18 protein-coding genes and 1 rRNA gene are annotated in these 23,259 nt (G+C 58.6%); 7 read left to right on the forward strand and 12 right to left on the reverse strand.

The annotated features are described in order from the left end of the window. Nucleotides 1-25 precede the first annotated feature (25 nt). The 4 genes from ACA074_RS18510 to ACA074_RS18525 all read right to left on the reverse strand — a co-directional run bounded on the left by ACA074_RS18510 (nucleotide 26) and on the right by ACA074_RS18525 (nucleotide 4,678). On the reverse strand, nucleotides 26-262 hold the full coding sequence (locus tag ACA074_RS18510; RefSeq protein WP_007910467.1) for a DUF1653 domain-containing protein: 237 nt from the start codon (nucleotides 260-262) through the stop codon (nucleotides 26-28). Nucleotides 263-360: 98 nt separating this feature from the next. Further along, the gene (gene fadA, locus ACA074_RS18515) at nucleotides 361-1,536 is read right to left on the reverse strand and encodes an acetyl-CoA C-acyltransferase FadA (protein WP_007910465.1); all 1,176 of its coding nucleotides are present in this window, start codon (nucleotides 1,534-1,536) and stop codon (nucleotides 361-363) included. Nucleotides 1,537-1,565: 29 nt separating this feature from the next. Beyond that, on the reverse strand, nucleotides 1,566-3,713 hold the full coding sequence (fadB, locus tag ACA074_RS18520) for a fatty acid oxidation complex subunit alpha FadB (protein WP_305438885.1): 2,148 nt from the start codon (nucleotides 3,711-3,713) through the stop codon (nucleotides 1,566-1,568). A gap of 527 nt (nucleotides 3,714-4,240) precedes the next feature. Then, nucleotides 4,241-4,678 carry a hypothetical protein gene (locus ACA074_RS18525; protein ID WP_305438886.1) on the reverse strand — a complete coding sequence of 146 codons (438 nt, stop codon included), beginning with the start codon at nucleotides 4,676-4,678 and terminating at the stop codon, nucleotides 4,241-4,243. Nucleotides 4,679-4,781: 103 nt separating this feature from the next. Between ACA074_RS18525 and ACA074_RS18530 the strand changes: the two genes are divergently transcribed. Further along, nucleotides 4,782-5,219 carry a universal stress protein gene (locus tag ACA074_RS18530; protein WP_497677553.1) on the forward strand — a complete coding sequence of 146 codons (438 nt, stop codon included), beginning with the start codon at nucleotides 4,782-4,784 and terminating at the stop codon, nucleotides 5,217-5,219. A 71-nt stretch (nucleotides 5,220-5,290) separates the two neighbouring features. Here ACA074_RS18530 and ACA074_RS18535 read toward each other — a convergent pair whose 3' ends face one another. Continuing rightward, a complete protein-coding gene (locus ACA074_RS18535; protein ID WP_497677554.1) occupies nucleotides 5,291-7,201 on the reverse strand; it encodes an ATP-binding cassette domain-containing protein in 1,911 nt (636 codons plus the stop codon). 214 nt (nucleotides 7,202-7,415) lie between these two features. Between ACA074_RS18535 and ACA074_RS18540 the strand changes: the two genes are divergently transcribed. Beyond that, nucleotides 7,416-9,344: a transglycosylase SLT domain-containing protein gene (locus ACA074_RS18540; RefSeq protein WP_401271928.1), complete on the forward strand. Its 1,929-nt coding sequence runs from the start codon at nucleotides 7,416-7,418 to the stop codon at nucleotides 9,342-9,344. Nucleotides 9,345-9,412: 68 nt separating this feature from the next. On the opposite strand, the gene ACA074_RS18545 is transcribed toward ACA074_RS18540, so the two are convergent. Continuing rightward, the gene (locus ACA074_RS18545; RefSeq protein WP_497614992.1) at nucleotides 9,413-11,194 is read right to left on the reverse strand and encodes an ABC transporter transmembrane domain-containing protein; all 1,782 of its coding nucleotides are present in this window, start codon (nucleotides 11,192-11,194) and stop codon (nucleotides 9,413-9,415) included. Nucleotides 11,195-11,448: 254 nt separating this feature from the next. On the opposite strand from ACA074_RS18545, the gene ACA074_RS18550 reads away from it, so the two are divergent. Continuing rightward, entirely contained in the window at nucleotides 11,449-11,628 is a 180-nt protein-coding gene (locus tag ACA074_RS18550; protein ID WP_401271930.1) for a PA1571 family protein, read from the forward strand. 65 nt (nucleotides 11,629-11,693) lie between these two features. On the opposite strand, the gene pdxB is transcribed toward ACA074_RS18550, so the two are convergent. Next, a complete protein-coding gene (pdxB, locus tag ACA074_RS18555; protein WP_497677555.1) occupies nucleotides 11,694-12,836 on the reverse strand; it encodes a 4-phosphoerythronate dehydrogenase PdxB in 1,143 nt (380 codons plus the stop codon). Between the two features lie 159 nt (nucleotides 12,837-12,995). On the opposite strand from pdxB, the gene ACA074_RS18560 reads away from it, so the two are divergent. Next, nucleotides 12,996-14,405: an MATE family efflux transporter gene (locus tag ACA074_RS18560; RefSeq protein ID WP_489880928.1), complete on the forward strand. Its 1,410-nt coding sequence runs from the start codon at nucleotides 12,996-12,998 to the stop codon at nucleotides 14,403-14,405. A gap of 45 nt (nucleotides 14,406-14,450) precedes the next feature. Here the strand turns inward: ACA074_RS18560 and tusA are convergent, their stop codons facing one another. After that, nucleotides 14,451-14,702, reverse strand: a complete 252-nt coding sequence (tusA, locus tag ACA074_RS18565) for a sulfurtransferase TusA (RefSeq protein WP_007953079.1) — start codon at nucleotides 14,700-14,702, stop codon at nucleotides 14,451-14,453. A 50-nt stretch (nucleotides 14,703-14,752) separates the two neighbouring features. Next, nucleotides 14,753-15,823 carry a 23S rRNA (cytidine(2498)-2'-O)-methyltransferase RlmM gene (rlmM, locus tag ACA074_RS18570; RefSeq protein ID WP_187677510.1) on the reverse strand — a complete coding sequence of 357 codons (1,071 nt, stop codon included), beginning with the start codon at nucleotides 15,821-15,823 and terminating at the stop codon, nucleotides 14,753-14,755. Between the two features lie 222 nt (nucleotides 15,824-16,045). Here rlmM and acnA point away from each other — a divergent pair, with 222 nt between their 5' ends. Continuing rightward, nucleotides 16,046-18,787 (forward strand): aconitate hydratase AcnA, encoded by a 2,742-nt coding sequence (acnA, locus tag ACA074_RS18575; protein ID WP_497677556.1) that lies wholly within the window; start codon nucleotides 16,046-16,048, stop codon nucleotides 18,785-18,787. Between the two features lie 288 nt (nucleotides 18,788-19,075). Here acnA and ACA074_RS18580 read toward each other — a convergent pair whose 3' ends face one another. Next, the gene (locus tag ACA074_RS18580) at nucleotides 19,076-19,585 is read right to left on the reverse strand and encodes an SRPBCC family protein (RefSeq protein ID WP_497677557.1); all 510 of its coding nucleotides are present in this window, start codon (nucleotides 19,583-19,585) and stop codon (nucleotides 19,076-19,078) included. Nucleotides 19,586-19,717: 132 nt separating this feature from the next. Between ACA074_RS18580 and ACA074_RS18585 the strand changes: the two genes are divergently transcribed. Together ACA074_RS18585 and ACA074_RS18590 are read left to right on the forward strand one after the other, a co-directional pair. After that, on the forward strand, nucleotides 19,718-20,122 hold the full coding sequence (locus tag ACA074_RS18585; RefSeq protein ID WP_497614998.1) for a lysozyme inhibitor LprI family protein: 405 nt from the start codon (nucleotides 19,718-19,720) through the stop codon (nucleotides 20,120-20,122). A 111-nt stretch (nucleotides 20,123-20,233) separates the two neighbouring features. After that, complete coding sequence (locus ACA074_RS18590) at nucleotides 20,234-20,974, forward strand: hypothetical protein (RefSeq protein ID WP_497677558.1); 741 nt, start codon at nucleotides 20,234-20,236, stop codon at nucleotides 20,972-20,974. 7 nt (nucleotides 20,975-20,981) lie between these two features. Here ACA074_RS18590 and mrdA read toward each other — a convergent pair whose 3' ends face one another. Further along, nucleotides 20,982-22,874 carry a penicillin-binding protein 2 gene (gene mrdA, locus ACA074_RS18595; RefSeq protein ID WP_497615002.1) on the reverse strand — a complete coding sequence of 631 codons (1,893 nt, stop codon included), beginning with the start codon at nucleotides 22,872-22,874 and terminating at the stop codon, nucleotides 20,982-20,984. Between the two features lie 221 nt (nucleotides 22,875-23,095). Continuing rightward, nucleotides 23,096-23,211, reverse strand: a 5S ribosomal RNA gene (gene rrf / locus ACA074_RS18600). Nucleotides 23,212-23,259: the final 48 nt, after the last annotated feature.

Genomic DNA, 23,259 nt, shown 5'->3' on the forward strand with positions numbered 1-23,259 from the left:
GCACAGGGTTCTGTGCGCATTCGCCTCAGGCCTTGGAAAAAAGGCTCGGTTCGGCTTGCACCAAAGCAAAGCGTGGCACCTGCTCGCCGTCAACCTCGACCGACTCCAGAAACATGCTCAAGGGACGCACCCAAAAGCCGTAATCGCCATACAGGGCTTGGTAAAAGACCACTTCTTCTTCAGTCTCGGAATGCCGCGCAACACTGAATACACGGTACTGCGGACCTTTGTAATGTTGGTAGAGCCCAGGTTGTATCGGCATGGTTTGGCCCTCACTCAAATTTTTTCAAAATAAAAACAAAATAAATCCACAAAAACAAAAACCGGGGCACTTGGCCCCGGCTTCCATCGACGAGACGCTTAAACGCGTTCGAAGACGGTAGAGATGCCTTGGCCGAGACCAATGCACATAGTGGCCACCCCGAAGGTGCCGCTATTCTGCTTCATCACGTTCAGCAGGGTGCCGGAAATACGCGCACCGGAGCAACCGAACGGGTGACCCAGGGCGATCGCGCCGCCGTGCAGGTTAACCTTCTCGTTCATCTTGTCGAGTACTTTCAGATCTTTCAGCACTGGCAGAGCCTGTGCGGCGAAAGCTTCGTTAAGCTCGAAGAAGTCGATATCGTTGATGCCAAGGCCCGCACGCTTCAGGGCTTTTTGTGTCGCCGGAACTGGACCATAGCCCATGATCGCCGGATCCACACCCGCTACTGCCATCGAACGGATCACCGCCATTGGCTGAATACCCAGGTCCTGCGCACGCTGCGCCGACATCACGATCATGCACGAAGCACCATCGGTGATCTGCGACGAAGTACCGGCAGTCACGGTGCCGCCCTTTGGATTGAAGGCAGGCTTAAGGGCCGCCAGACTTTCCAGGGTGGTTTCCGGACGAATGGTTTCGTCGTAGTCGAACAGTTTCAGGAAACCGTTCTCGTCATAGCCCTGCATCGGGATGATTTCGTCTTTGAACTTGCCTTCCACAGTAGCCTTGTGGGCCAACTGGTGGGAACGCACGCCGAAAGCATCTTGCTGCTCGCGAGTAATGCCGTGCATTTTGCCAAGCATTTCGGCGGTCAGGCCCATCATGCCCGAGGCTTTCGCCGCGTACAGCGACATGTGCGGGTTCGGATCGACACCGTGCATCATGCTCACGTGACCCATATGCTCGACGCCGCCAACCACGAAGACGTCACCGTTGCCGGTCATGATCGCTTGCGCAGCAGTGTGCAGAGCACTCATCGACGAGCCACACAGACGGCTGACGGTCTGACCGGCCGAGGTGTGCGGGATCTGGGTCATCAGCGACGCCATGCGCGCAATGTTCCAGCCCTGCTCCAGGGTCTGGTTTACACAGCCCCAGATCACATCCTCGACTTCTGCAGGATCAACCTTGGCGTTGCGTTCCAGCAGTTTGCTGATCAGGTGCGCCGACATGTCTTCGGCGCGGGTGTTGCGGTGCATGCCGCCCTTGGAGCGGCCCATCGGAGTACGACCGAAGTCGACAATCACGACGTCTCTAGGATTCAAGCTCATAAGTTCACTCTCACTCTAGTTGGGGGCGCTTAACCGAAGAAGCGTTGGCCGTTTTTGGCCATTTCGCGCAGCTTCGCGGTCGGGTGGTACAGCGCGCCCAAATCAGCGTACTGGTCAGCCAGGGCAACGAACTCGGCAACACCGATCGAATCGATGTAGCGCAGCGCACCACCACGGAATGGAGGGAAACCGATGCCGTAGACCAGACCCATGTCGGCTTCAGCGGCAGTTTCAACGATACCGTCTTCCAGGCAACGCACGGTTTCCAGGCACAGCGGGATCATCATCCAGTTGATGATGTCTTCGTCTGTGACTTCGCGCTGCTCGTAAACGATCGGCTTGAGCACTTCCAGTACCGACGGATCGGCGACTTTCTTCTGCTTGCCTTTCTTGTCGGCCTCGTAGGCGTAGAAGCCCTTGCCGTTCTTCTGACCCAGGCGCTTGGCTTCGTACAGCACGTCGATGGCCGAGCGACGGTCATCCTTCATGCGGTCCGGGAAACCTTCAGCCATCACGTCACGACCGTGGTGACCGGTGTCGATGCCGACCACGTCCATCAGGTACGCCGGGCCCATTGGCCAGCCGAATTTTTCCATGACTTTGTCAATGCGGACGAAGTCCACACCGGCGCTGACCAGCTTGGCGAAACCGCCGAAGTACGGGAACAGCACGCGGTTGACCAGGAAGCCCGGGCAGTCGTTGACGACGATCGGGTTCTTGCCCATTTTCTTGGCGTAGGCAACGGTGGTGGCAACTGCCAGCTCGCTGGACTTCTCGCCACGGATCACTTCCACCAGCGGCATCATGTGCACCGGGTTGAAGAAGTGCATGCCGACGAAGTTTTCCGGACGCTTGAGGGCCTTGGCCAACAGGCTGATGGAAATGGTCGAGGTGTTGGACGCGAGGATGGTGTCCTCTTTGACCTTGTCTTCGACTTCAGCCAGCACGGCTTGCTTGACCTTCGGGTTCTCGACCACAGCTTCGACCACCAGGTCGACGTGACCGAAATCGCCGTAGGATAGGGTCGGACGAATGCCGTTGAGCACTTCAGCCATTTTCGCTGCGGTCATGCGACCTTTATCAACGCGGCCAACCAGCAGTTTGGCGGCTTCGGCCAGACCCTGCTCGATACCGTGCTCGTTGATGTCCTTCATCAGGATCGGCGTGCCTTTGGAGGCCGACTGATAAGCGATACCGCCACCCATGATACCGGCGCCGAGTACGGCTGCCTGCTTCACGTCCTTGGCGATTTCATCGTAGGCCTTGGCCTTTTTCTTCAGCTCCTGATCGTTCAGGAACAGACCGATCAAGCTCTGCGCGGCAGAGGTCTTGGCCAGTTTGACGAAACCTGCAGCTTCAACTTCCAGCGCCTTGTCACGACCGAAGTTCGCGGCTTTCTGGATGGTTTTGATTGCTTCAACCGGCGCCGGATAGTTCGGGCCAGCCTGACCGGCCACGAAACCTTTGGCTGTTTCGAAAGCCATCATTTGTTCAATGGCGTTCAGCTTGAGCTTTTCCAGCTTCGGCTGACGCTTGGCCTTGTAGTCGAACTCGCCGGAGATGGCGCGCTTGATCAGTTCAAGGGCAGCTTCCTGCAGCTTCTCTGGAGCAACCACGGCGTCGACTGCGCTGACTTTCAGGGCGTCTTCAGGGCGGTTTTCCTTACCGGCGGCAATCCACTCGATAGCGTTGTCGACACCGATCAGACGCGGCAGACGCACAGTACCGCCGAAGCCTGGGTAGATACCCAGTTTGACTTCCGGCAGACCGATCTTGGCCTTGGTGGACATGACGCGGTAGTCAGCCGCCAGGCACATTTCCAGACCGCCACCCAGTGCGATACCGTTGATCGCGGCCACGGTCGGAACGTTGAGGTCTTCGAAATCGCTGAAGATCTTGTTGGCTTCGAGATTGCCAGCAACCAGCTCGGCATCCGGCAGCTTGAAGTTGTCGACAAATTCGGTGATGTCGGCGCCGACGATGAACACGTCCTTGCCACTGCTGACGATCACGCCCTTGATCGAAGCATCTGCCTTGATGGCGTCTACGGCCTGACGCAGTTCGTTCAGGGTAAGACGGTTGAACTTGTTGACGGACTCACCCTTGAGGTCGAATTTCAATTCGACGATGCCACTTTCAAGAGCTTTAACCGTGATGGCTTTACCTTCGTAAATCATCAACTGATCTCCACGATATGGAAGCTGAACAGTACACGTCGGACGCAGGCGAATGGCTCGGCAGGACGCTTTTTCGTCGATGCTGACGCCAATCCACCCGGCACACCCGCCAACGCGATAGTCGGGATTCTGTAGGAGCGCTCTGTAAGACAAACGCTCAATTCATACGCCCGTTTGATTTGGGTACGTCACCTTCACGGAATTTCCAACAATTGTCAATCGCCCAAAATACGGGTTGAAATGCGACTTTGCGGTCATTTCCGTACCACGAAGACCAGCAACACGCGTCTTCATGTGCAGCCATTCATAAGATCAATAGTTAGAAAAGTCGCCCTAATTCGCGGCAAGCCTTGTTTAACAGGCTACGCTGGCAGGACTACAGAAAAATTTGCTGACTTACCGACGTTACTTCAGTGAAAAAAGAGTTACCGGCCTGCCTGGCCAACCCAGCCCGATGAATGATGTCGGGCTTTTTATTGCTCGTCTGCCGGCCCCTTCGCACCGTTGCAGTGCGAAAATTCCGCGAGTCACGCCAGCGCTTTCAGTGTGGCGTCGATTTCCTTCAAAACCGTCGCCTCGCCCTTCTCGCCCCAATACAAAGCAATCATCTGCTTGTCCGCCTCCACCTTGAAGACGTTGTCCGGCAATTTTTCGAAATGATTGAGCAACGCCCGATCTTCGCAGACTTCTTGCCACTGATTGACCCACACGCCCGGCGATTTCTGCCAGTACGTCCAGCACGCCGGCTGATTGCCACGGCGCGGCCGATGGTACTGCGCACACGGGCTCGGCGGCTCTTGCGACAGCCAGTGCGGCCATTCCTGAGGTGCCAGTTGCATGGCCAGGCCGATGCGCCGGGCCTCCATGCGCAGGGCGATGCGGCCACTCTGCGCCCGCGATGGGCGCAACCACGCCAGCGGACTCAATACCACCAGCAGGATTGACACCACTATCCAGACCGTCATATCTGTACTCCCGAATCTTGATGAGCCCATTGCGTCAGTTTGGAACCAATGCGCTTGAAACCAGCCATACTTACCAATATTGAAACCTCAGGAGGAGCACCTCATGCCCTACCACCACATCCTGGTCGCCGTAGATCTGACCGAAGAGTGCGACCCTGTTATCCACCGCGCCCGAGAGCTGTCGGTGAGCAACGACGCCAAGCTGTCGCTGGTACATATTGTCGAACCGATGGCCATGGCATTCGGCGGCGACGTGCCGATGGACCTGTCACAACTGCAACAGCAGCAATTCGATCAAGCCAAGGAACGCCTTGAGCGCCTGAAGCTCAAGTACTCCGAACTCGAAGGTGCCAACTGCCACTTGGCCTACGGCCAGCCGCGCCAGGAAATCCACCATTTCGCCAAGGAAAAGACCTGCGACTTGATCGTGGTCGGCAGTCACGGCCGGCATGGTCTGGCGCTGCTGCTCGGCTCGACCGCCAACGATGTACTGCACGGCGCGCCTTGTGATGTGCTGGCGGTGCATCTGGTCAAACGCTAAACCCTTCGGCAGTTCCTGCAAAAAGCCCGGCCTCACGCGAATGAGGCCGGGCTTTTTTATTGCCGGATCAATCAGGCATCCAGCTCGGCCCAGCGCTCCACCAGAGCATCCAGTTCGGCCTGCAACTGCTCAAGCGATGCAATCACCTTGACGGTTTCGGCCGCAGGGCGCTGATAGAAACCACCTTCGGCCATTTCAGCTTCAACCGCTGCGATTTGCTGTTCCTTGGCGTCGATGTCGCCTGGCAAGGCTTCCAGCTCGCGCTGCAACTTATAGCTGAGCTTCTTCTTGGCTGCCGGAGCAGCGGCTGCCGGCGCGGGCTCGGCAGTTACCACCGCCGAATTCAGATCCGCCTTACCCGACTTGCTTTCGGTCACGCCCAACAGACGCGGCGAACCGCCCTGACGGATCCAGTCCTGATAACCACCGACGTATTCACGCACCTTGCCTTCACCTTCGAAGACCAGTGTGCTGGTGACCACGTTGTCGAGGAATGCCCGGTCGTGGCTGACCATCAGCACAGTACCGTTGAAGGTCAGCAGCACTTCTTCGAGCAGCTCGAGGGTTTCCACGTCGAGGTCGTTGGTCGGTTCGTCGAGAACCAGCAGGTTCGCCGGTTTGCTGAACAGTTTGGCCAGCAGCAAGCGCGCACGCTCACCACCCGACAGCGCCTTGACCGGCGTGCGGGCACGCTGCGGGCTGAACAGGAAGTCGCCGAGGTAGCTCAGTACGTGGCGGCTCTGACCGTCGATATCGATGAAGTCGCGACCTTCAGCGACGTTGTCGATAACGGTTTTTTCCAGATCCAGCTGATGACGCAACTGGTCGAAGTAAGCCACGTCGATGCGCGTGCCCTCTTCCACTTTACCGCTGGTCGGTTGCAGACCGTTGAGCATCAGTTTCAACAGGGTGGTCTTGCCGGTACCGTTGGCGCCAAGCAGACCGATACGGTCGCCGCGCTGCAGAACCATCGAGAAATCCTTGATCAGGAACGGGCCGCCCGGATGAGCAAAGCTCACGTTCTCGAGCACCATCACCTGCTTGCCGGATTTGTCGGCGGTATCCAGCTGAATGTTGGCCTTGCCGGTACGCTCACGACGCTCGCTGCGCTCGACGCGCAGGGCTTTCAGGGCGCGCACGCGGCCTTCGTTACGGGTACGACGGGCTTTGATGCCCTGACGGATCCACACTTCTTCCTGGGCCAGACGCTTGTCGAACAGCGCGTTGGCAGTGGCTTCGGCAGCGAGCTCGGCTTCTTTGTGCACGAGGAAGCTGGCGTAGTCGCCGTTCCAGTCGATCAGGCCGCCGCGATCCAGTTCCAGGATGCGCGTGGCGAGGTTTTGCAAGAAGGAACGGTCGTGCGTGATGAACAACACGGCGCCCTGGAAATCCTTCAATGCTTCTTCAAGCCAGGCAATCGCACCGATGTCCAGGTGGTTGGTTGGCTCGTCGAGCAGCAGCAGATCCGGCTCGGACACCAGCGCCTGCGCAAGCAGTACGCGACGACGCCAGCCGCCGGACAGTTCGGCGAGGGTCTTGTCGGCCGGCAGTTGCAGGCGGCTCAGGGTGCTGTCGACCAGAGTCTGCAAGCGCCAGCCGTCACGGGCTTCGAGGTCGTGCTGGACGTGCATCAGCTTGTCCAGATCAGCGTCGGTGACGATGTTCTGGCTCAGGTGATGGTACTCGGCGAGCAATGCGCCAACGCCGTCGAGGCCTTCAGCCACAACGTCGAACACCGTCCGCTCGTCGGCCACCGGCAATTCTTGCGGCAATTCGCCGATTTTCAGACCGGGGGCACGCCACACCGAGCCGTCATCGGGCTTCTGGTCGCCCTTGACCAGTTTCATCATGCTGGACTTGCCAGTGCCGTTGCGGCCGATGATGCACACCCGCTCACCACGGGCGATCTGCCAGGACACCTTGTCCAACAACGGCATCGCGCCGAATGCAAGGGACACATCGCTGAATTTGAGCAGGGTCATGAGCTTCTCCAAAAACCGGGCGCGCATTCTACCTGAGATAGGGCTTCAACAGGCCGGCAATTTGTCTGTTGAAGCACTCTGCACAACATTTGTTGCGAACTTGTGCTGCGAGGCCGGCAAAGCTTTCGCCGCTTGCTGGCAAAAGGCTAAGCTACAGACAATTCAGTGCTGATCCTTGTCGGCACTTGTCATGATTTCTCTGCCCGGATGTCTCATGCGCAGTCGCCTTCTCAGTGTTTTGTCCTGTTTGCTACTTACCGCCACTGCCGTTCAATCCGCCCAGGCGGTGGACCTGTCCACCCAGCGCCAGTATTACGATGAAGCCAAGCGCGCGCTGGCCAAGGGCGATACCGGCCCGTATTTCCGATACAGCCAGGCTCTGGCCGATTATCCGCTGGAACCGTATCTGGCCTACGACGAACTGACCGCGCGCCTGAAAACCGCGAGCAACGCGGAAATCGAGAAATTCCTCGCCGAACACGGCGACCTGCCCCAGGCCAACTGGATGAAGCTGCGCTGGTTGCGCTGGCTCGCCGACCGTGGGGACTGGGCGACCTTCGTCAAGTATTACGACCCGAAACTCAACTTCACTGAACTGGACTGCCTCAATGCGCAGTACCAGATTACCCACGGTAAAAAAGCCGAGGGCTACGCCAATGCCGACAAGCTCTGGCTGACTGGCAAATCGCAACCCGCCGCGTGTGATGCGCTGTTCGGCATCTGGGCCGCCGACGGCCAGTTGACCGAACAGAAACGCTGGGAGCGCACCAAACTTGCGGCTCAGGCGCGCAACTATCCGCTGGCCAACAGCCTGGTCAACGGCCTGACCACCCTCGCCCCACGCGGTCGTTTGCTGGTCGATGTGGCGCAGAAACCCGAGCTGTTGAATCAACAGTCGCGTTTCACCCCGGCCGATGAGCCGATGTCCGACGTGGTCAGCCTTGGCCTGCGCCGCCTGGCCCGTCAGGATCCGGAAAAGGCCATGGCGTTGCTCGACGGTTACGCCAGCAGCATGCATTTCTCCCGCGATGAGAAAGTCGCGATCGCCCGGGAAATCGGCCTGACCCTGGCACGGCGTTTCGACAGCCGCGCGCTGGACGTAATGACCAAATACGATCCGGAGTTGCGTGACAACACGGTATCGGAATGGCGCCTGCGCCTGTTGCTGCGCCTGGCCCGTTGGGACGACGCTTATCAACTGACCCGCCGTCTGCCGCAGGATCTGGCGACCACCAATCGCTGGCGTTACTGGCAGGCACGCAGCCTGGAACTGGCGCAACCGCAAAACCCGGAAGCACAGACGCTGTACAAAGGGCTCGCCCGAGAACGTGATTTCTACGGCTTCCTCGCCGCCGATCGCTCCCAATCCCCGTACTCGTTGAACAATAAGCCGTTGGTGCTCAGTCAGGCGCTGATCAACAAGGTACGCAATACGCCGGGCGTGCGCCGCGCGCTGGAATTCCATGCCCGCGGGCAGATCGTCGACGGTCGCCGCGAGTGGTATCACGTCAGCCGCCACTTCAACCGTGACGAAATGGTCGCCCAGGCCAAACTTGCCTATGACCTGAAGTGGTATTTCCCGGCGATCCGCACAATCAGTCAGGCTCAGTACTGGGACGATCTGGATATTCGCTTCCCGATGGCCCACCGAGAAACCCTCGTTCGGGAAGCCAAGGTTCGCGGCCTGCATTCGAGCTGGGTGTTCGCCATCACCCGTCAGGAAAGTGCCTTCATGGATGACGCCCGCTCCGGCGTCGGCGCCAGCGGCCTGATGCAATTGATGCCCGGCACCGCCAAGGAAACCGCGCGCAAGTTCAGCATTCCGCTGGCCTCGCCGCAGCAAGTGCTCGATCCGGACAAGAATATCCAGCTCGGCGCTGCTTATCTGAGCCAGGTGCACAGCCAGTTCAACGGCAACCGCGTACTCGCTTCCGCCGCCTATAACGCCGGCCCAGGCCGCGTACGTCAGTGGCTGCGCGGCGCTGATCACCTGAGTTTCGACGTGTGGGTGGAAAGCATCCCCTTTGACGAAACCCGCCAGTACGTGCAAAACGTGCTGTCTTATTCGGTGATCTACGGCCAGAAGCTCAATTCGCCGCAACCGCTGGTGGATTGGCATGAACGCTATTTTGATGATCAGTGATCGACTACGGTTCGATTAAACGAAAATGCCCGCATTGAGAAATGCGGGCATTTTTTATGGGGCGCCAACTAGTTGGTTGTCGCGTGCTGGCCATCACTGAACTGCAATGACGCCAGCCGTGCATACAACGGGTTGCTCACAATCAATTCCTGATGCGTACCGATTGCCACGAGCTTGCCCTGATCCATCACCGCAATCCGGTCGGCATTCTTCACCGTGGCCAAACGATGGGCAATGACCAGTGTGGTGCGGTTGTGCATCAGGCTCGGCAAGGCTTGCTGAATCAGGTGTTCACTTTGCGCATCAAGGGCGCTGGTAGCTTCGTCGAGTAGCAAGATCGGCGCGTCAACCAACAACGCCCGGGCGATAGCCAACCGCTGACGCTGGCCGCCGGAGAGTCCGAGACCGCCATCGCCCAAATGGGTCTGGTATCCGTCGGGCATCTGCTCAATAAAGTCGTGAGCATGAGCAATCCGCGCCGCCTCCTTGACTTGCTCCAGCGTCGCCGTCGGACAGCCATAACGGATGTTCTCTTCCACGCTGCCAAAAAACAGTGCCGGCGTTTGTGAAACCAGGGCGAAACAGCGACGCAGATCCAGCGGATCCAGACTCGTCAATGGCACGCCATCGAGCAGAATCCGGCCTTGGCCGGGATCGTAGAAGCGCAACAGCAAGTCATACACCGTGGATTTACCGGCACCGGACGGCCCCACCAATGCCAGGGTTTCGCCTGCCCTGACCGTAAGATTCAAACCGTCGACGGCGTAGCTTTCTGGCCTTGAAGGGTAGGAAAACCTTACATCCTGCAGCTCCAACTCGCCCCTCACCCGCGCAGGCAACGTTACCAATCCGGAGGTTGGCGGCTGGATAATATTTTCCGAGCGCAGTAATTCGGCAATCCGCTCGGCGGCGCCGGCCGCGCGTTGCAGCTCGCCAATCACTTCACTCAGTGTGCCGAAAGCGCTGCCGACAATCAGGCTGTAGAAGACGAACGCGGCCAGTTCACCGGCAGAAATTCGCCCGGCAATCACGTCCATCCCGCCAACCCACAGCATGACCGCCACGGCACCCAACACCAGCACGATGACCAATGTGATCAGCCATGCCCGCTGGAAGATTCGTTTGCGCGCCGTTTCGAAAGCCTGTTCGACAGTGGTGGCGAAGCGCTGCTCGTCCTGCACCTGATGGTTGTAGGCTTGCACGGTTTTGATCTGGCCGAGGGTTTCGGAAACGTAGCTGCCAATGTCGGCAATCCGGTCCTGGCTCAGCCGCGACAGGTTACGCACGCGGCGGCCGAAGATCAGGATCGGCGCGATCACCAATGGAAGGGCGATAACGACGATGCTGGTAAGTTTTGGATTGGTGATAAACAGCAACACCACGCCGCCGATGACCATCAGCAGATTGCGCAGAAACAGCGAAAGCGACGAGCCGATCACCGATTGCAGCAATGTCGTATCAGCGGTCAGGCGTGACTGGATTTCCGAGCTGCGGTTGTCCTCGTAGAACCCCGGATGCAGGTACACCAGATGGTTGAACACCTGTCGACGAATGTCCGCCACACAACGCTCGCCGATCCACGACACCAAGTAGAACCGGGCAAATGTACCCACCGCCAGACCAAGCACCAGCAGCATGAACAGGCCAATGGATTGATTGAGCAGGTGCGGCGACTGGGTCATGAATCCCTGATCGACCAGCAGTTTGATGCCCTGCCCCATCGACAGAGTGATACCAGCGGTGAGGATCAACGCGAGCAGCGCGCCGAAGGCCTGCCAACGATACGGCGCAAGAAAATGGCTGGTCAGGCGCAGGGCGCGCCGGTGCCTTGAGGAAAGCATCGAGATCATTCGGGTTCACATCTGTACGGATGAATAGGGCCAACCTACAAGCTCAATGGGGTGGAACTCTGTAAATCACAATGAGTCAGGTTAAATATGCCCCCAAAGACTAGGCCATAGTTGCTATTGGTCTAAAGTCCCGGTTGAGACGAGCGGTCATTTCTGTTTGAGTGGAGATGCCGCCGACAGACCGCAGGGAGTTGTCACAGCCCGGTCACGTGGGGGTTTTAACCTAGGCGCACAACCTGATGAGGAGACAGGCCATGTCCTTGCAACAAAGCAGCGAAGACAAGATTGAAGTGATCCGCACCAAGCCCGGCCAGACTCTGGGTTGCTCGATTATCGATGAACAGGGGCGCGAAGTACCGATCACTGAAGACATGATCCAGGACGCCTGCCGCGAACTGGATAAGCGATTGGTCAAGCCTGCCGAACAAAAGTGATGTAGCCACCGTCTTCCTGACCCGGCCCCTTTGGCCGGGTTTTTTCTGTCTGCCAGTGCGGTGGCTTAGATTGCCACCGCGCCCAGCGCCGCCACAATCTGCTGCAACACCGGCGAATCCCCGGCGATCCGCACTTTCAGCCCTTCAATCTCGCGCCGAACCGGATATTGCTTGCGCAACACATCAAACGCCGCCCGCTGCTCGCTGACATTGCCTACAAGGCTGCGACGAAAATCTGCGTCATCCCGGCGCGGGTCGTACACGCCACGGCACAACATCGCCAACGCCCAAGCCGGATCGCTGTCAGCATGCAAGGTCACTTCCGACAACCAGGGTGCTGGCAGTAAGTCAGTGAGCTGGATGCTTGCAGGCACACCGATAAAGTCGCAGTAAGCCTGATAGATCTGCGCTGTACCGCGCTGTTTGCCGTCGAGGCTGTAACCGGCAATGTGCGGCGTGGCCAGGACGCAGAGATCAGCCAGTGACACGTCGACCTCGGGCTCGGCTTCCCAGACATCCAGAACAGCTTGCAGGTCTTCGCGCTCCAGCAGCACTTTGCGCAGTGCAGCGTTATCCACCACTGGACCGCGTGCGGCATTGATCAGCCACGCGCCGGGTTTGAGTTGCTGCAAACGTTGCTGATCGAACAGATGCCACGTCGCGCCGTCACCGCTGCGGGTCAGTGGCGTGTGCAGGCTGATCACATCGCACTGCTCGATGATTTGCTCCAGGCTGACGTAATCGCCACCTTCGGCAGCCTGACGCGGCGGATCGCAGACTTTCACGTTCCAGCCCAGGCCCTTCAGGACGTTGATCAGACGACCGCCCACTTCACCTGCGCCCACCACACCGAAAGTGCGTTGAGTCAGATAAACACCTTCGATTTCGGCGAGGGTCAGCAGACTGCCGAGCACGTAATCGACCACGCCCCGGGCGTTGCAGCCGGGCGCGCTCGACCAGGCAATGCCGGCCTCAGCGAAATACTCCAGATCCAGATGATCGGTGCCGATGGTGCAAGTGCCGACAAAGCGCACCTTGCTGCCCTCTAGCAACGCCCGGCTGACATTGGTCACGGAACGCACCAGCAACACGTCAGCCTGTTCGACAGTCGCACGGTCGATGGAGCGGCCCGGTACCCGGCGGATCTCGCCGAAACCTTCAAAAAAGGCATCGAGCAGCGGAATATTTTCGTCGGCAACAATCAGCATGGCGGGCTCCTTGGGCGGATCGGCAGTTTAGGTGCAGATGCACGGTTGGGCCAGCAGGCTTTGTGATTACAAATCCGCAACAGAGGATTTTTCCTGACCAAAGCGTCAGCGGCGTAGAATGCGGCGCCCTGCGCATCAATCTCCGTGGACGCTTTGCCTGTGAATTCTGTAACTGACCAACCTGTCGCCGTCTCCCTGACCCGCCCCGCGCGGATTCGCCTGGAGTTCAAGAACCTGCTCGCCCTGGCGTTGCCGATCATCATCGCGCAACTGGCAACCACGGCCATGGGCTTCGTCGATGCAGTGATGGCCGGTCGCGTCGGACCGAAGGATCTGGCGGCCGTGGCACTGGGTAACTCGATCTGGGTGCCGGTGTTCCTGCTGATGACCGGCACCCTGCTGGCCACCACGCCAAAAGTCGCCCAGCGTTACGGCGCCGGCACCCATAGCGAGATCGGCCCGATCGTGCGTCAGGCGTTGTGGCTGGCGCTGGTGGTCGGACTGATCGCGACCACCATGCTGGTTGCCGCCGAACCGGTGCTGCACCTGATGAAAGTCGATCCAGAGCTGATCGGCCCGTGCATGCAGTATTTGCACGGTATCGCCAGTGGTCTGCCGGCGGTGGCGTTCTACCATGTGCTGCGCTGCTTCAGTGACGGCCTCGGTCGTACCCGCCCGGCGATGGTGCTGGGCCTGTGCGGGCTGGCGCTGAATATCCCGCTGAACTACGTGTTCATTTATGGTCACTTCGGCGTGCCAGCCATGGGTGGCGTTGGCTGCGGCTGGGCCACGGCAATTGTGATGTGGGTGATGGCGCTGGGCCTGGCCGGTTACGAGCGCTGGGCACCGGCTTATCGTTCGAGCGAACTGTTCAGCCGCTTCGACTGGCCGCAATGGGCAGTCATCAAGCGTCTGCTGGCGATCGGTCTGCCGATCGGCATCGCGGTGTTTGCCGAGTCGAGCATCTTCGCGGTGATCGCGCTGCTGATCGGCAGCCTTGGCGCTACCGTGGTGGCCGGGCACCAGATTGCGCTGAACGTCAGCTCACTGGTGTTCATGATTCCCTACTCGCTGGGCATGGCCGTGACCGTGCGCGTCGGTCAGGCTCTCGGTCGCGAAGAACCACGCGAGGCGCGTTTCGCCGCAGGCGTCGGCATGGGCACCGCGCTGGCTTATGCCTGTCTGTCGGCGAGCATGATGTTGCTGCTGCGTGAACCGATTGCGGCGATCTACACGGCTGATCCGACGGTGATTCACATCGCGGCGATGTTGATTGTGTACTCGGCGTTGTTCCAGTTTTCCGATGCGATCCAAGTGACCGCCGCCGGTGCCCTGCGGGGTTACCAGGACACTCGGGTGACGATGATCCTGACTCTGTTCGCCTATTGGGGCATCGGCCTGCCGGTGGGTTACGCCCTCGGCCTGACCGACTGGCTCGGCGAACCGCGTGGTCCGAGCGGCTTGTGGCAGGGTTTGATCGTGGGTCTGAGCTGCGCGGCGCTGATGCTGTCGATCAGGCTGACACGCAGCGCACGCAAGCGCATTCGTATCAGTCGTTCGTTGGGCTGATCAGCCATAAAAAAAGACCTGCATTTGCAGGTCTTTTTTTGTCTGTCAGCCGGACTTCTTGCGAATCCAGTACAGGTAAGTACCGGCCTCTTCGTGCTGCCCCACCAGTTCGTGGTCGAGAAACACACAGAACTTGGGAATGTCGCGGCGAGTAGAGGGATCAGTGGCGATCACCTTGAGCAGTCCGCCAGGCACCAGATCACGGATGTGCTGGTGCAGCATCATCACCGGCTCCGGGCAATTGAGGCCGGTGGCGTCGAGGGTGCCGTCGACCGGCGTGTCGATCATTTCACTCATGATTCACTCCTGAAACTGGCCGGCATTGTCGCGCATTGCCGGGTGCTCGGTCATCTTTTGGTCTTTTTCACATCGTGCCGGCGCAGGTGGCAGGTCACTTCCTCACGGTCGTGATACAGCTGTTTGCAGCCGATATCGACCTTGATCCCGCGCGCCTTGAAACCATCGGCGATGCGCTCAAGTAGGCGCTTCACCTCGGCGTAACGCTGCTTCATTGGCAATTTCAGGTTAACCACGGCCTCGCGGCAATGGCCCTCGCCAATCCACTCTTCGAGCATCGCCGCGTTACGCGCCGGTTTCTCGACGATGTCGCAAACCATCCAGTCCACCGGTTGCTTGGGCTTGAAGGTGAAGCCGTCGGCCATCAAGTGCTGCACCAACCCCGTGTCCATCAGGCTTTCGGCCATCGGGCCGTTGTCGATGGCAGTCACCAGCATGCCGCGATTGACCAGTTGCCAGGTCCAACCGCCCGGCGCTGCGCCGAGGTCAACGCCGGTCATGTCGCTGTGCAAACGATCTTCCCACTGATCACGCGGGATAAAGTGGTGCCAGGCCTCTTCCAGTTTCAGCGTCGAACGGCTCGGCGCCTCACGCGGGAACTTCAAACGTGGAATGCCCATCGGCCACATCGCCGAGTTACCGGCGTCGGCCATGCCGAGAAACACTTCGCGACCGCTTTTGAACGTCAGCAACAGACGCGGCTTGCTGGCGTCATCCACCAGTTTGCCGGCGCCGGTCAGGGCCTTGCGCAGCGGGCCTTCGAATTTCTTGCAGAAGTTCGACAGTTCCTTGCCGTCGTTGGTGTCGACGACTTCCAGCCAGAGGCTGCCGCACACCGGGAATTCGGCCATGTTCGCGAGGATTACGCTGATGCGGTCGGTTTCCGGCAGATCGATGAAGACGCCACGCGCCCATTGGCGCGGGAAGATCAACTCGGCGAAACGCTGACCGCGCATCAGGCGCTCGGCGCCGTCTTCTTCGGTGCAGACAAACTCGGCGCACGCGGTGGCCGCTTTGGCCTTGGCGTAGCCGGCCACGTTCAACTGCGCCGCGAGGTCGGAAATCTCCGAACAGACTTCGCCTTCGAAGCCGGGCCGGCAATGCATGAATAGGGTGTTCATTCTTACTCCTGGGCAGAGGACGATTATTCGCCCTCTGCGCGATGCTCAGGTCTTGCGTTGCAGCAAAGCCTGTCACGAAAACCGGCGCATGATAGCCGAAGTCGGAACCTTGGACTTGCCCATAGAGTCCAGTTATTAGCCAGCTACTGAAAACAGGGCTACGTTGTTAGCTCTGCCCGTCCCCTCAATCCGTAGCCGTGCGGATTCAAAGGAGTGATTGTAATGCCGTCCCTCGATAGCCTGAAAACCCTCAAGACCCTGCAGATCGACGACAAGACCTACCACTATTTCAGCCTGCCTGATGCCGCCAAGAGCCTCGGCAATATCGACACGCTGCCGATGTCGTTGAAAGTCCTGCTGGAAAACCTGCTGCGCTGGGAAGATGAAAAAACCGTCACCGGCGCCGACCTCAGGGCAATCGCCGCCTGGCTCAAGGAGCGTCGCTCCGACCGGGAAATCCAGTACCGTCCCGCCCGCGTGCTGATGCAAGACTTTACCGGTGTCCCTGCCGTGGTCGACCTCGCTGCGATGCGCGCCGCCATGGCCAAGGCTGGCGGTGATCCGCAGCGAATCAATCCGTTGTCGCCGGTGGATCTGGTGATCGACCACTCAGTGATGGTCGACAAATTCGCTACCGCCAGCGCTTTCGAACAGAACGTCGACATCGAGATGCAGCGCAACGGCGAACGTTACGCCTTCCTGCGTTGGGGCCAGAGCGCTTTCGACAACTTCAGCGTGGTGCCGCCGGGCACCGGGATCTGCCATCAGGTCAACCTCGAATACCTCGGCCGCACCGTGTGGACCAAGGACGAAGACGGCCGCACCTATGCCTTCCCCGATACCCTGGTTGGAACCGACTCCCACACCACCATGATCAATGGCCTCGGCGTACTTGGCTGGGGCGTCGGCGGGATCGAGGCAGAAGCGGCGATGCTCGGGCAACCGGTGTCGATGCTGATTCCGGAAGTGATCGGTTTCAAACTGACCGGCAAGCTCAAGGAAGGCATTACCGCCACCGACCTGGTGCTGACGGTAACGCAGATGCTGCGCAAGAAAGGCGTGGTCGGCAAATTTGTCGAGTTCTACGGTGATGGCCTCGCCGATCTGCCGCTGGCCGACCGCGCGACCGTCGCCAATATGGCGCCGGAATACGGTGCGACGTGCGGTTTCTTCCCGGTCGATGACGTGACGCTGGAGTACTTGCGCCTGTCCGGACGGCCGCCAGAAGTGGTGAAACTGGTCGAGGCTTATACCAAGGCTCAGGGCCTGTGGCGTCTGCCCGGTCAGGAGCCCGTATTTACCGACAGCCTATCGCTGGACATGGGCAGCGTTGAGGCCAGTCTTGCCGGGCCGAAACGCCCGCAGGATCGCGTTTCATTACCGAATGTCGCCCAGGCCTTCAGCGACTTCCTCGATTTGCAATTCAAGCCGACCAGCAAAGAAGAAGGACGCCTTGAAAGTGAAGGTGGCGGCGGCGTGGCCGTGGGCAATGCCGATCTGGTCGGGGAAACGGAGTACGAATATGAAGGCCACACCTATCGCCTGAAAAACGGTGCCGTGGTCATCGCTGCGATCACCTCTTGCACCAACACGTCCAACCCGAGCGTGATGATGGCGGCCGGGCTGCTGGCGAAAAAAGCCGTGGAAAAGGGCCTGACCCGTAAACCGTGGGTCAAAAGCTCGCTGGCACCCGGTTCGAAAGTGGTCACCGATTACTACAAGGCCGCCGGACTGACACAGTACCTCGACCAGCTCGGCTTCTCTCTGGTCGGCTATGGCTGCACGACCTGCATCGGTAACTCCGGGCCTTTGCCCGAGCCGATCGAAAAGGCTATTCAGAAAGCCGATCTCGCCGTCGCCTCGGTGCTCTCCGGCAACCGCAACTTCGAAGGCCGGGTGCATCCACTAGTGAAAACCAACTGGCTGGCATCACCGCCGCTGGTGGTGGCTTATGCCTTGGCCGGTACTGTGCGTACCGATATCAGCAGCGAACCGCTGGGTAACGATCAGCAGGGCAATCCGGTGTACTTGCGTGATATCTGGCCAAGCAGCAAGGAAATCGCCAACGCGGTCAGTCAAGTCAACACCGCGATGTTCCACAAGGAATACGCCGAGGTGTTTGCCGGTGACGAGCAGTGGCAAGCCATCGAAGTGCCGCAGGCGGCAACCTATGTGTGGCAGGACGACTCGACCTACATCCAGCATCCGCCGTTTTTCGACGATATTTCCGGCCCGCTCCCGGAGATCAAGGATGTCAAAGCTGCGCGGGTACTGGCGCTGCTGGGCGACTCGGTGACCACTGACCACATCTCCCCCGCCGGCAACATCAAGGCCGACAGCCCGGCCGGACGCTATCTGCGCGAAAAAGGTGTGGAGCCGCGAGACTTCAACTCCTACGGCTCACGTCGCGGCAACCATGAAGTGATGATGCGCGGTACCTTCGCCAATATTCGCATCCGCAACGAAATGCTCGGCGGCGAAGAAGGTGGCAACACCCTTTACATTCCCACCGGCGAGAAAATGCCGATCTACGATGCGGCCATGCGTTATCAGGCATCGGGAACGCCATTGGTGGTGATTGCCGGACAGGAATATGGCACGGGCTCAAGTCGGGACTGGGCAGCCAAAGGCACCAACCTGCTGGGCGTCAAAGCCGTGATCGCGGAAAGCTTCGAGCGGATCCACCGCTCCAACCTGGTGGGCATGGGTGTGCTGCCATTGCAGTTCAAGCTTGATCAGAACCGCAAGAGCCTGAACCTGACCGGCAAGGAGACCTTTGAAGTTCTGGGCCTGAGCGGCGTCGAACTGACGCCGCGGATGAACCTGCCCCTGGTGATCACCCGTGAAGACGGGCGCCAGGAGAAAATCGAAGTGCTGTGCCGGATCGACACCTTGAATGAGGTGGAGTACTTCAAGTCGGGCGGGATTCTGCATTATGTGTTGCGGCAGTTGATCGCTTCGTAAACCTGTCGAGGCACAAACACCGCGATCCGGCGGTGTTTGTGTTTAAGCGCAGCACTTTCCTACAGACGAAAAAAAACCCGCCGAAGCGGGTTTTTCCCAAGACCATTATCGACTCCCTGTCGGCAGCGATCCTTGCAGATGGTCGATCATCCCTGATCCTGAAGCACTCCCTGTGCTTCAGTTGATGTGTGTAGATTACGCGCTGGATCCAATCGGCAATAGTCGCAATAGCTACCATCGCGTGTAAGACATTCGCCATAGCAGCCCTTCCGAAAACCCTTAGACGTGTCAGTCATCGAGCGACGAAGCGTTACTGTTTTCGCGCAGGCGGGCCTTGGCGCTTTCGGCGAGAAAGCGCTCGAGCCTGCTCAATTGCTCTTCCCAGCCACGGCTGTCACTGTAATACGCCTCTTTCTGGCGGATATCGGGAATATGGGCAAACCCCGATTCGGACACCGTTAGCAACGTGCCATCCTCGTAATCCTGCAGATCGAACTTGACCAGCGTCGTCGGCTCCTGGGAATAGTCGATCTTCGGATTGACTGCATACGGATGCCAACGGAATGAAAACAACTGCTGCGGCTCGACCCGCTCGACCAGCACATTCCACAGCACATGTTCATAACCCGGATATGTGACCTGACCTTGTGTCCATTCACCGGCAATAAAACGTCTGCCCTCCAGCGCCACGCCAAACCACTGGCCGAACGCCTCGGCATCCACCAGCGCGCGCCAGACATGCGATCGTGGCGATTTGAGCGTTATCTTGCGTTCAAAGCTGTTAGGTACTGGTTTCACACGTCACCTCCTGTTCTGAACACTAGGCTTGTATGACCACATGTCCAACCTGAAGTTGTATCAAACGGCTGCCCGGCACTCTGTTTAGTCCGGCTACACTGCTTGCTCTTTAACTTTAAATGAGCATTTCTTATGTCCCCACGCCTGCTCCTGGCCCTGACGTCATTTCTCTTCCCGGCCCTCGCCCACGCCGCCGTCGACTGCGCCAATGCCAGCGACCAAGCCACCATGAACCAGTGTGCCGGCCAGGATTTCAAAGCGGCGGACAAAGAGTTGAATAAGGTATATCAGCAGATCACCGGGCGTTTGAAGGACAACCCGGATGGCAAGAAGCTGTTGGTGAATGCGCAGCGGGCGTGGATCGGGTTTCGTGATGCCGAGTGCAAGTTTTCGTCGTCCGGCGTGACAGGCGGGAGTGTTTATCCGTGGGTTTACAGCAATTGCATGACGGCTGTGACCAAGGTGCGGGTCGAGGCGCTGAAGCAGTATTTGAAGTGTGAAGAAGGTGACATGAGTTGCCCGGTTCCCGGGGCATGATTTTTGGAATGTCTCCGACACATTCAGTAATGCCCACTGTCGCCCTATAACTAAAGGCAAGTCTCTAATCGCCGATAAAGGGCTGACAACCAACGATCAGGGAATGACGAAATGGCGATCTCTTTAAACTCTGCTTTTATCCAGCCATCAGCCTTTGAGCTGAGCAAAACAGCCCAACCATTGACAACAGCGTCGCTCAGCGAAGACCTCAAAAAGGCGGCGGTCAACCTCAATCCGGCAGCCGTTTATCATCCCGGTGATGAAGCCCAGACAATCAGCCCGACCATGGAAGCGATCGATGTCTGGCTCGGCCGATCCCAGGCAGCTGACTTCCCTCAAATTGCCGAACAGCACAAAAACGCCCACGAATCACTGAAACTGGCGTTTGAAGACTTCAAATCGGCCTTGAGTTACACCTTCCCGGATATCGCCAACAAGAAATTCGGCTTTACTGTTGAAGCCGATGGCAACCTCAAAGCGCTGAACCCCGACAACGAGTTGAGCGCTTCAGACATGGATCAACTCAACTCACTGCTCAATTCCTCAGGCGCATTGAAAACGGCGGCACTCAGTTATCGGGACACGTCCATCGAGTTGGTCGCGGCGGATGCCGGGTGGGGAGGCAGCCATTTGGGCAAGTACAACCTGACCAAAGAAAACTTCGCCAACACCATTGATATGGCAGCCCTTTTTCTGCCCAAGGGCAAGACGCCCAGCGCTGAAGCCATAGACGGCCTTTTCTCGCATCAGTTATGGCGCAAAGGTGAGCTGGGCACGCCGGCCTCGGATGCAGCCATTGTGGCCGCACGCAATGCCGCAATCGATGCCAAAAGAATCGATGAGAAGGTCTGAGTCCCGACTAAACGTGCGGATCACCCGGCGCCTTGCTCGGCGCCGCGTATTGCGGCTTGAGATGGCCATCCTGATCGAGTAACCAGGCGTCCATGATCTGCCTCACCACGGGACCTGCGACACGACCACCCGCCTCACCGTTTTCGATCATCACCGAAATCGCGATCTTCGGATGCTCAGCTGGAGCGAAACCGACGAACAAGGCGTTGTCGCGGTGGCGCTCCAGCGTCTTCTCGCGGTTGTAGCGCTCGCCTTGCTTTATCGCCACCACCTGCGCCGTGCCGCTCTTGCCGGCTATACGGTATTGCGCACCCGCTGCTGCCGCCCGGGCAATGCCGCGCGCATCGTGCATCACCATCTGCATGCCATGGTTGACCTGCTCCCAGTCGCGCGGATCCTTGAGCAGGATGTTCGGCATCGGGTGCTCGTCCACAGGTGCTACGCCATCGACGGTCTTGGCCAGATGCGGACGGTTCCACACACCTTTATTGGCAATCAGTGCGGTGGCTTGAGCCAGTTGCAGCGGCGTCACCTGCATATAACCCTGACCGATGCCAAGGATGACTGTTTCGCCGGGGAACCAAGCCTGTCGCCTTGTGGCACGCTTCCAGGCTTGGGACGGCATCAGTCCGGGAGATTCTTCAAACATATCCAGCGAGACTTTCTCACCGAGACCGAACATGGCCATGTAGTCGTGCAGGCGATCAATGCCCAGTTTGTGCGCAAGGTCGTAGAAGTAGGTGTCGTTGGAACGCATGATCGCGGCGTCCATATCTACCCAGCCGTCGCCGCTGTGGTTCCAGTTACGGTACTTGTGATCGAAGTCCGGGAGTTGGTAATAGCCCGGATCGAACACGCGGCTCTGCGGCGTGACCACGCCGGCATCTAGGCCGGCGATCGCCACTTCCGGTTTGATAGTCGAACCCGGCGCGTACAAGCCACGCAGCACGCGATTGAAGAGCGGTCGGTCGATGGAGTCACGCAGCGCCGAATACTCCTTGGAGCTGATGCCGGTGACGAACAGGTTCGGGTCAAAACTCGGATTGCTGACCATGGCCAGCACTTCCCCTGTGGACGGGTCAAGCGCCACAACTGAACCACGACGATCACCCAGCGCGGCCTCGGCTGCTTCCTGCAGTTTGACGTCGAGACTCAGGACGATGTTTTTGCCTGGCACCGGGTCGGTGTGCTTGAGCACGCGCAGTACTCTGCCTTGGGCGTTGGTTTCAACTTCCTCGTAACCGACGTGACCGTGCAGTTGTGCTTCGTAGAAGCGTTCGATACCGGTTTTGCCGATGGACTGGGTGCCACGGTATTCAACCGAGTCGAGGGTCTTGGATTCTTTCTCGTTGATCCGGCCTACGTAGCCTATTGAATGGGCGAAGTGCGCACCAAGAGGGTAATCACGGACGAACTGCGCTTCGACATCAAGGCCAGGCAAACGGAATTCATTGACCGCTAACACGGCAATCTGCTCTTCGGTCAGTTCGTAAAACAGCGTCACCGGCGTGAATGGATGCCGAGACTGCTTCATAGCCTTGTCGAACACGTTGCGATCTTCTGCAGGCAGATGCAGAAGATTTATAACCTCATCCAGCTCCTGATTCACATCAGTCGCGCGTTCACGAGTGATGGTCAGGTTGTAACTGGGACGATTGTCGGCCAGCAGCACGCCATTGCGGTCGTAGATCAGCCCGCGTGTCGGCGGGATTGGCAAGACGTGCACCCGGTTGTTTTCAGAGATGGTCGAGTGATAGTCGAATTCCACAACTTGCAGAATGTACATGCGAACGACGAGGGCACAGCTGACAGCGAAGACGAACAAGGCGCAGGCGATCAATCGCGTGTTGACCAGACGCGTCTCTTTTTCGTGATCTTTGATCGGGATTGGCTCAGGCATTTCTACAGCAACTCTTTGACATAAATGAGTGCCGATCCGTGGGCATGACATCAGTCCGTGAAAAAACGAGCTGCACCATACCAAAACTACCCGGTCACTTCAGAACGATTTTCCCAGCGGTAGCTGTTGCGATGGTTTGATGTGGCTGACGCGAGCAAAAAACTTTCCTGCGGACAAAACAAAACCCCAATTGCTTTCGCAATTGGGGTTTCGGAATTTAATCTTGACGATGACCTACTCTCACATGGGGAAACCCCACACTACCATCGGCGATGCATCGTTTCACTGCTGAGTTCGGGATGGGATCAGGTGGTTCCAACGCTCTATGGTCGTCAAGAAATTCGGGTACTGAGTCGTGACCTGATGGCCTCGCTTCAGCAAATTG

The organism is Pseudomonas sp. LBUM1655, assembly GCF_059716085.1.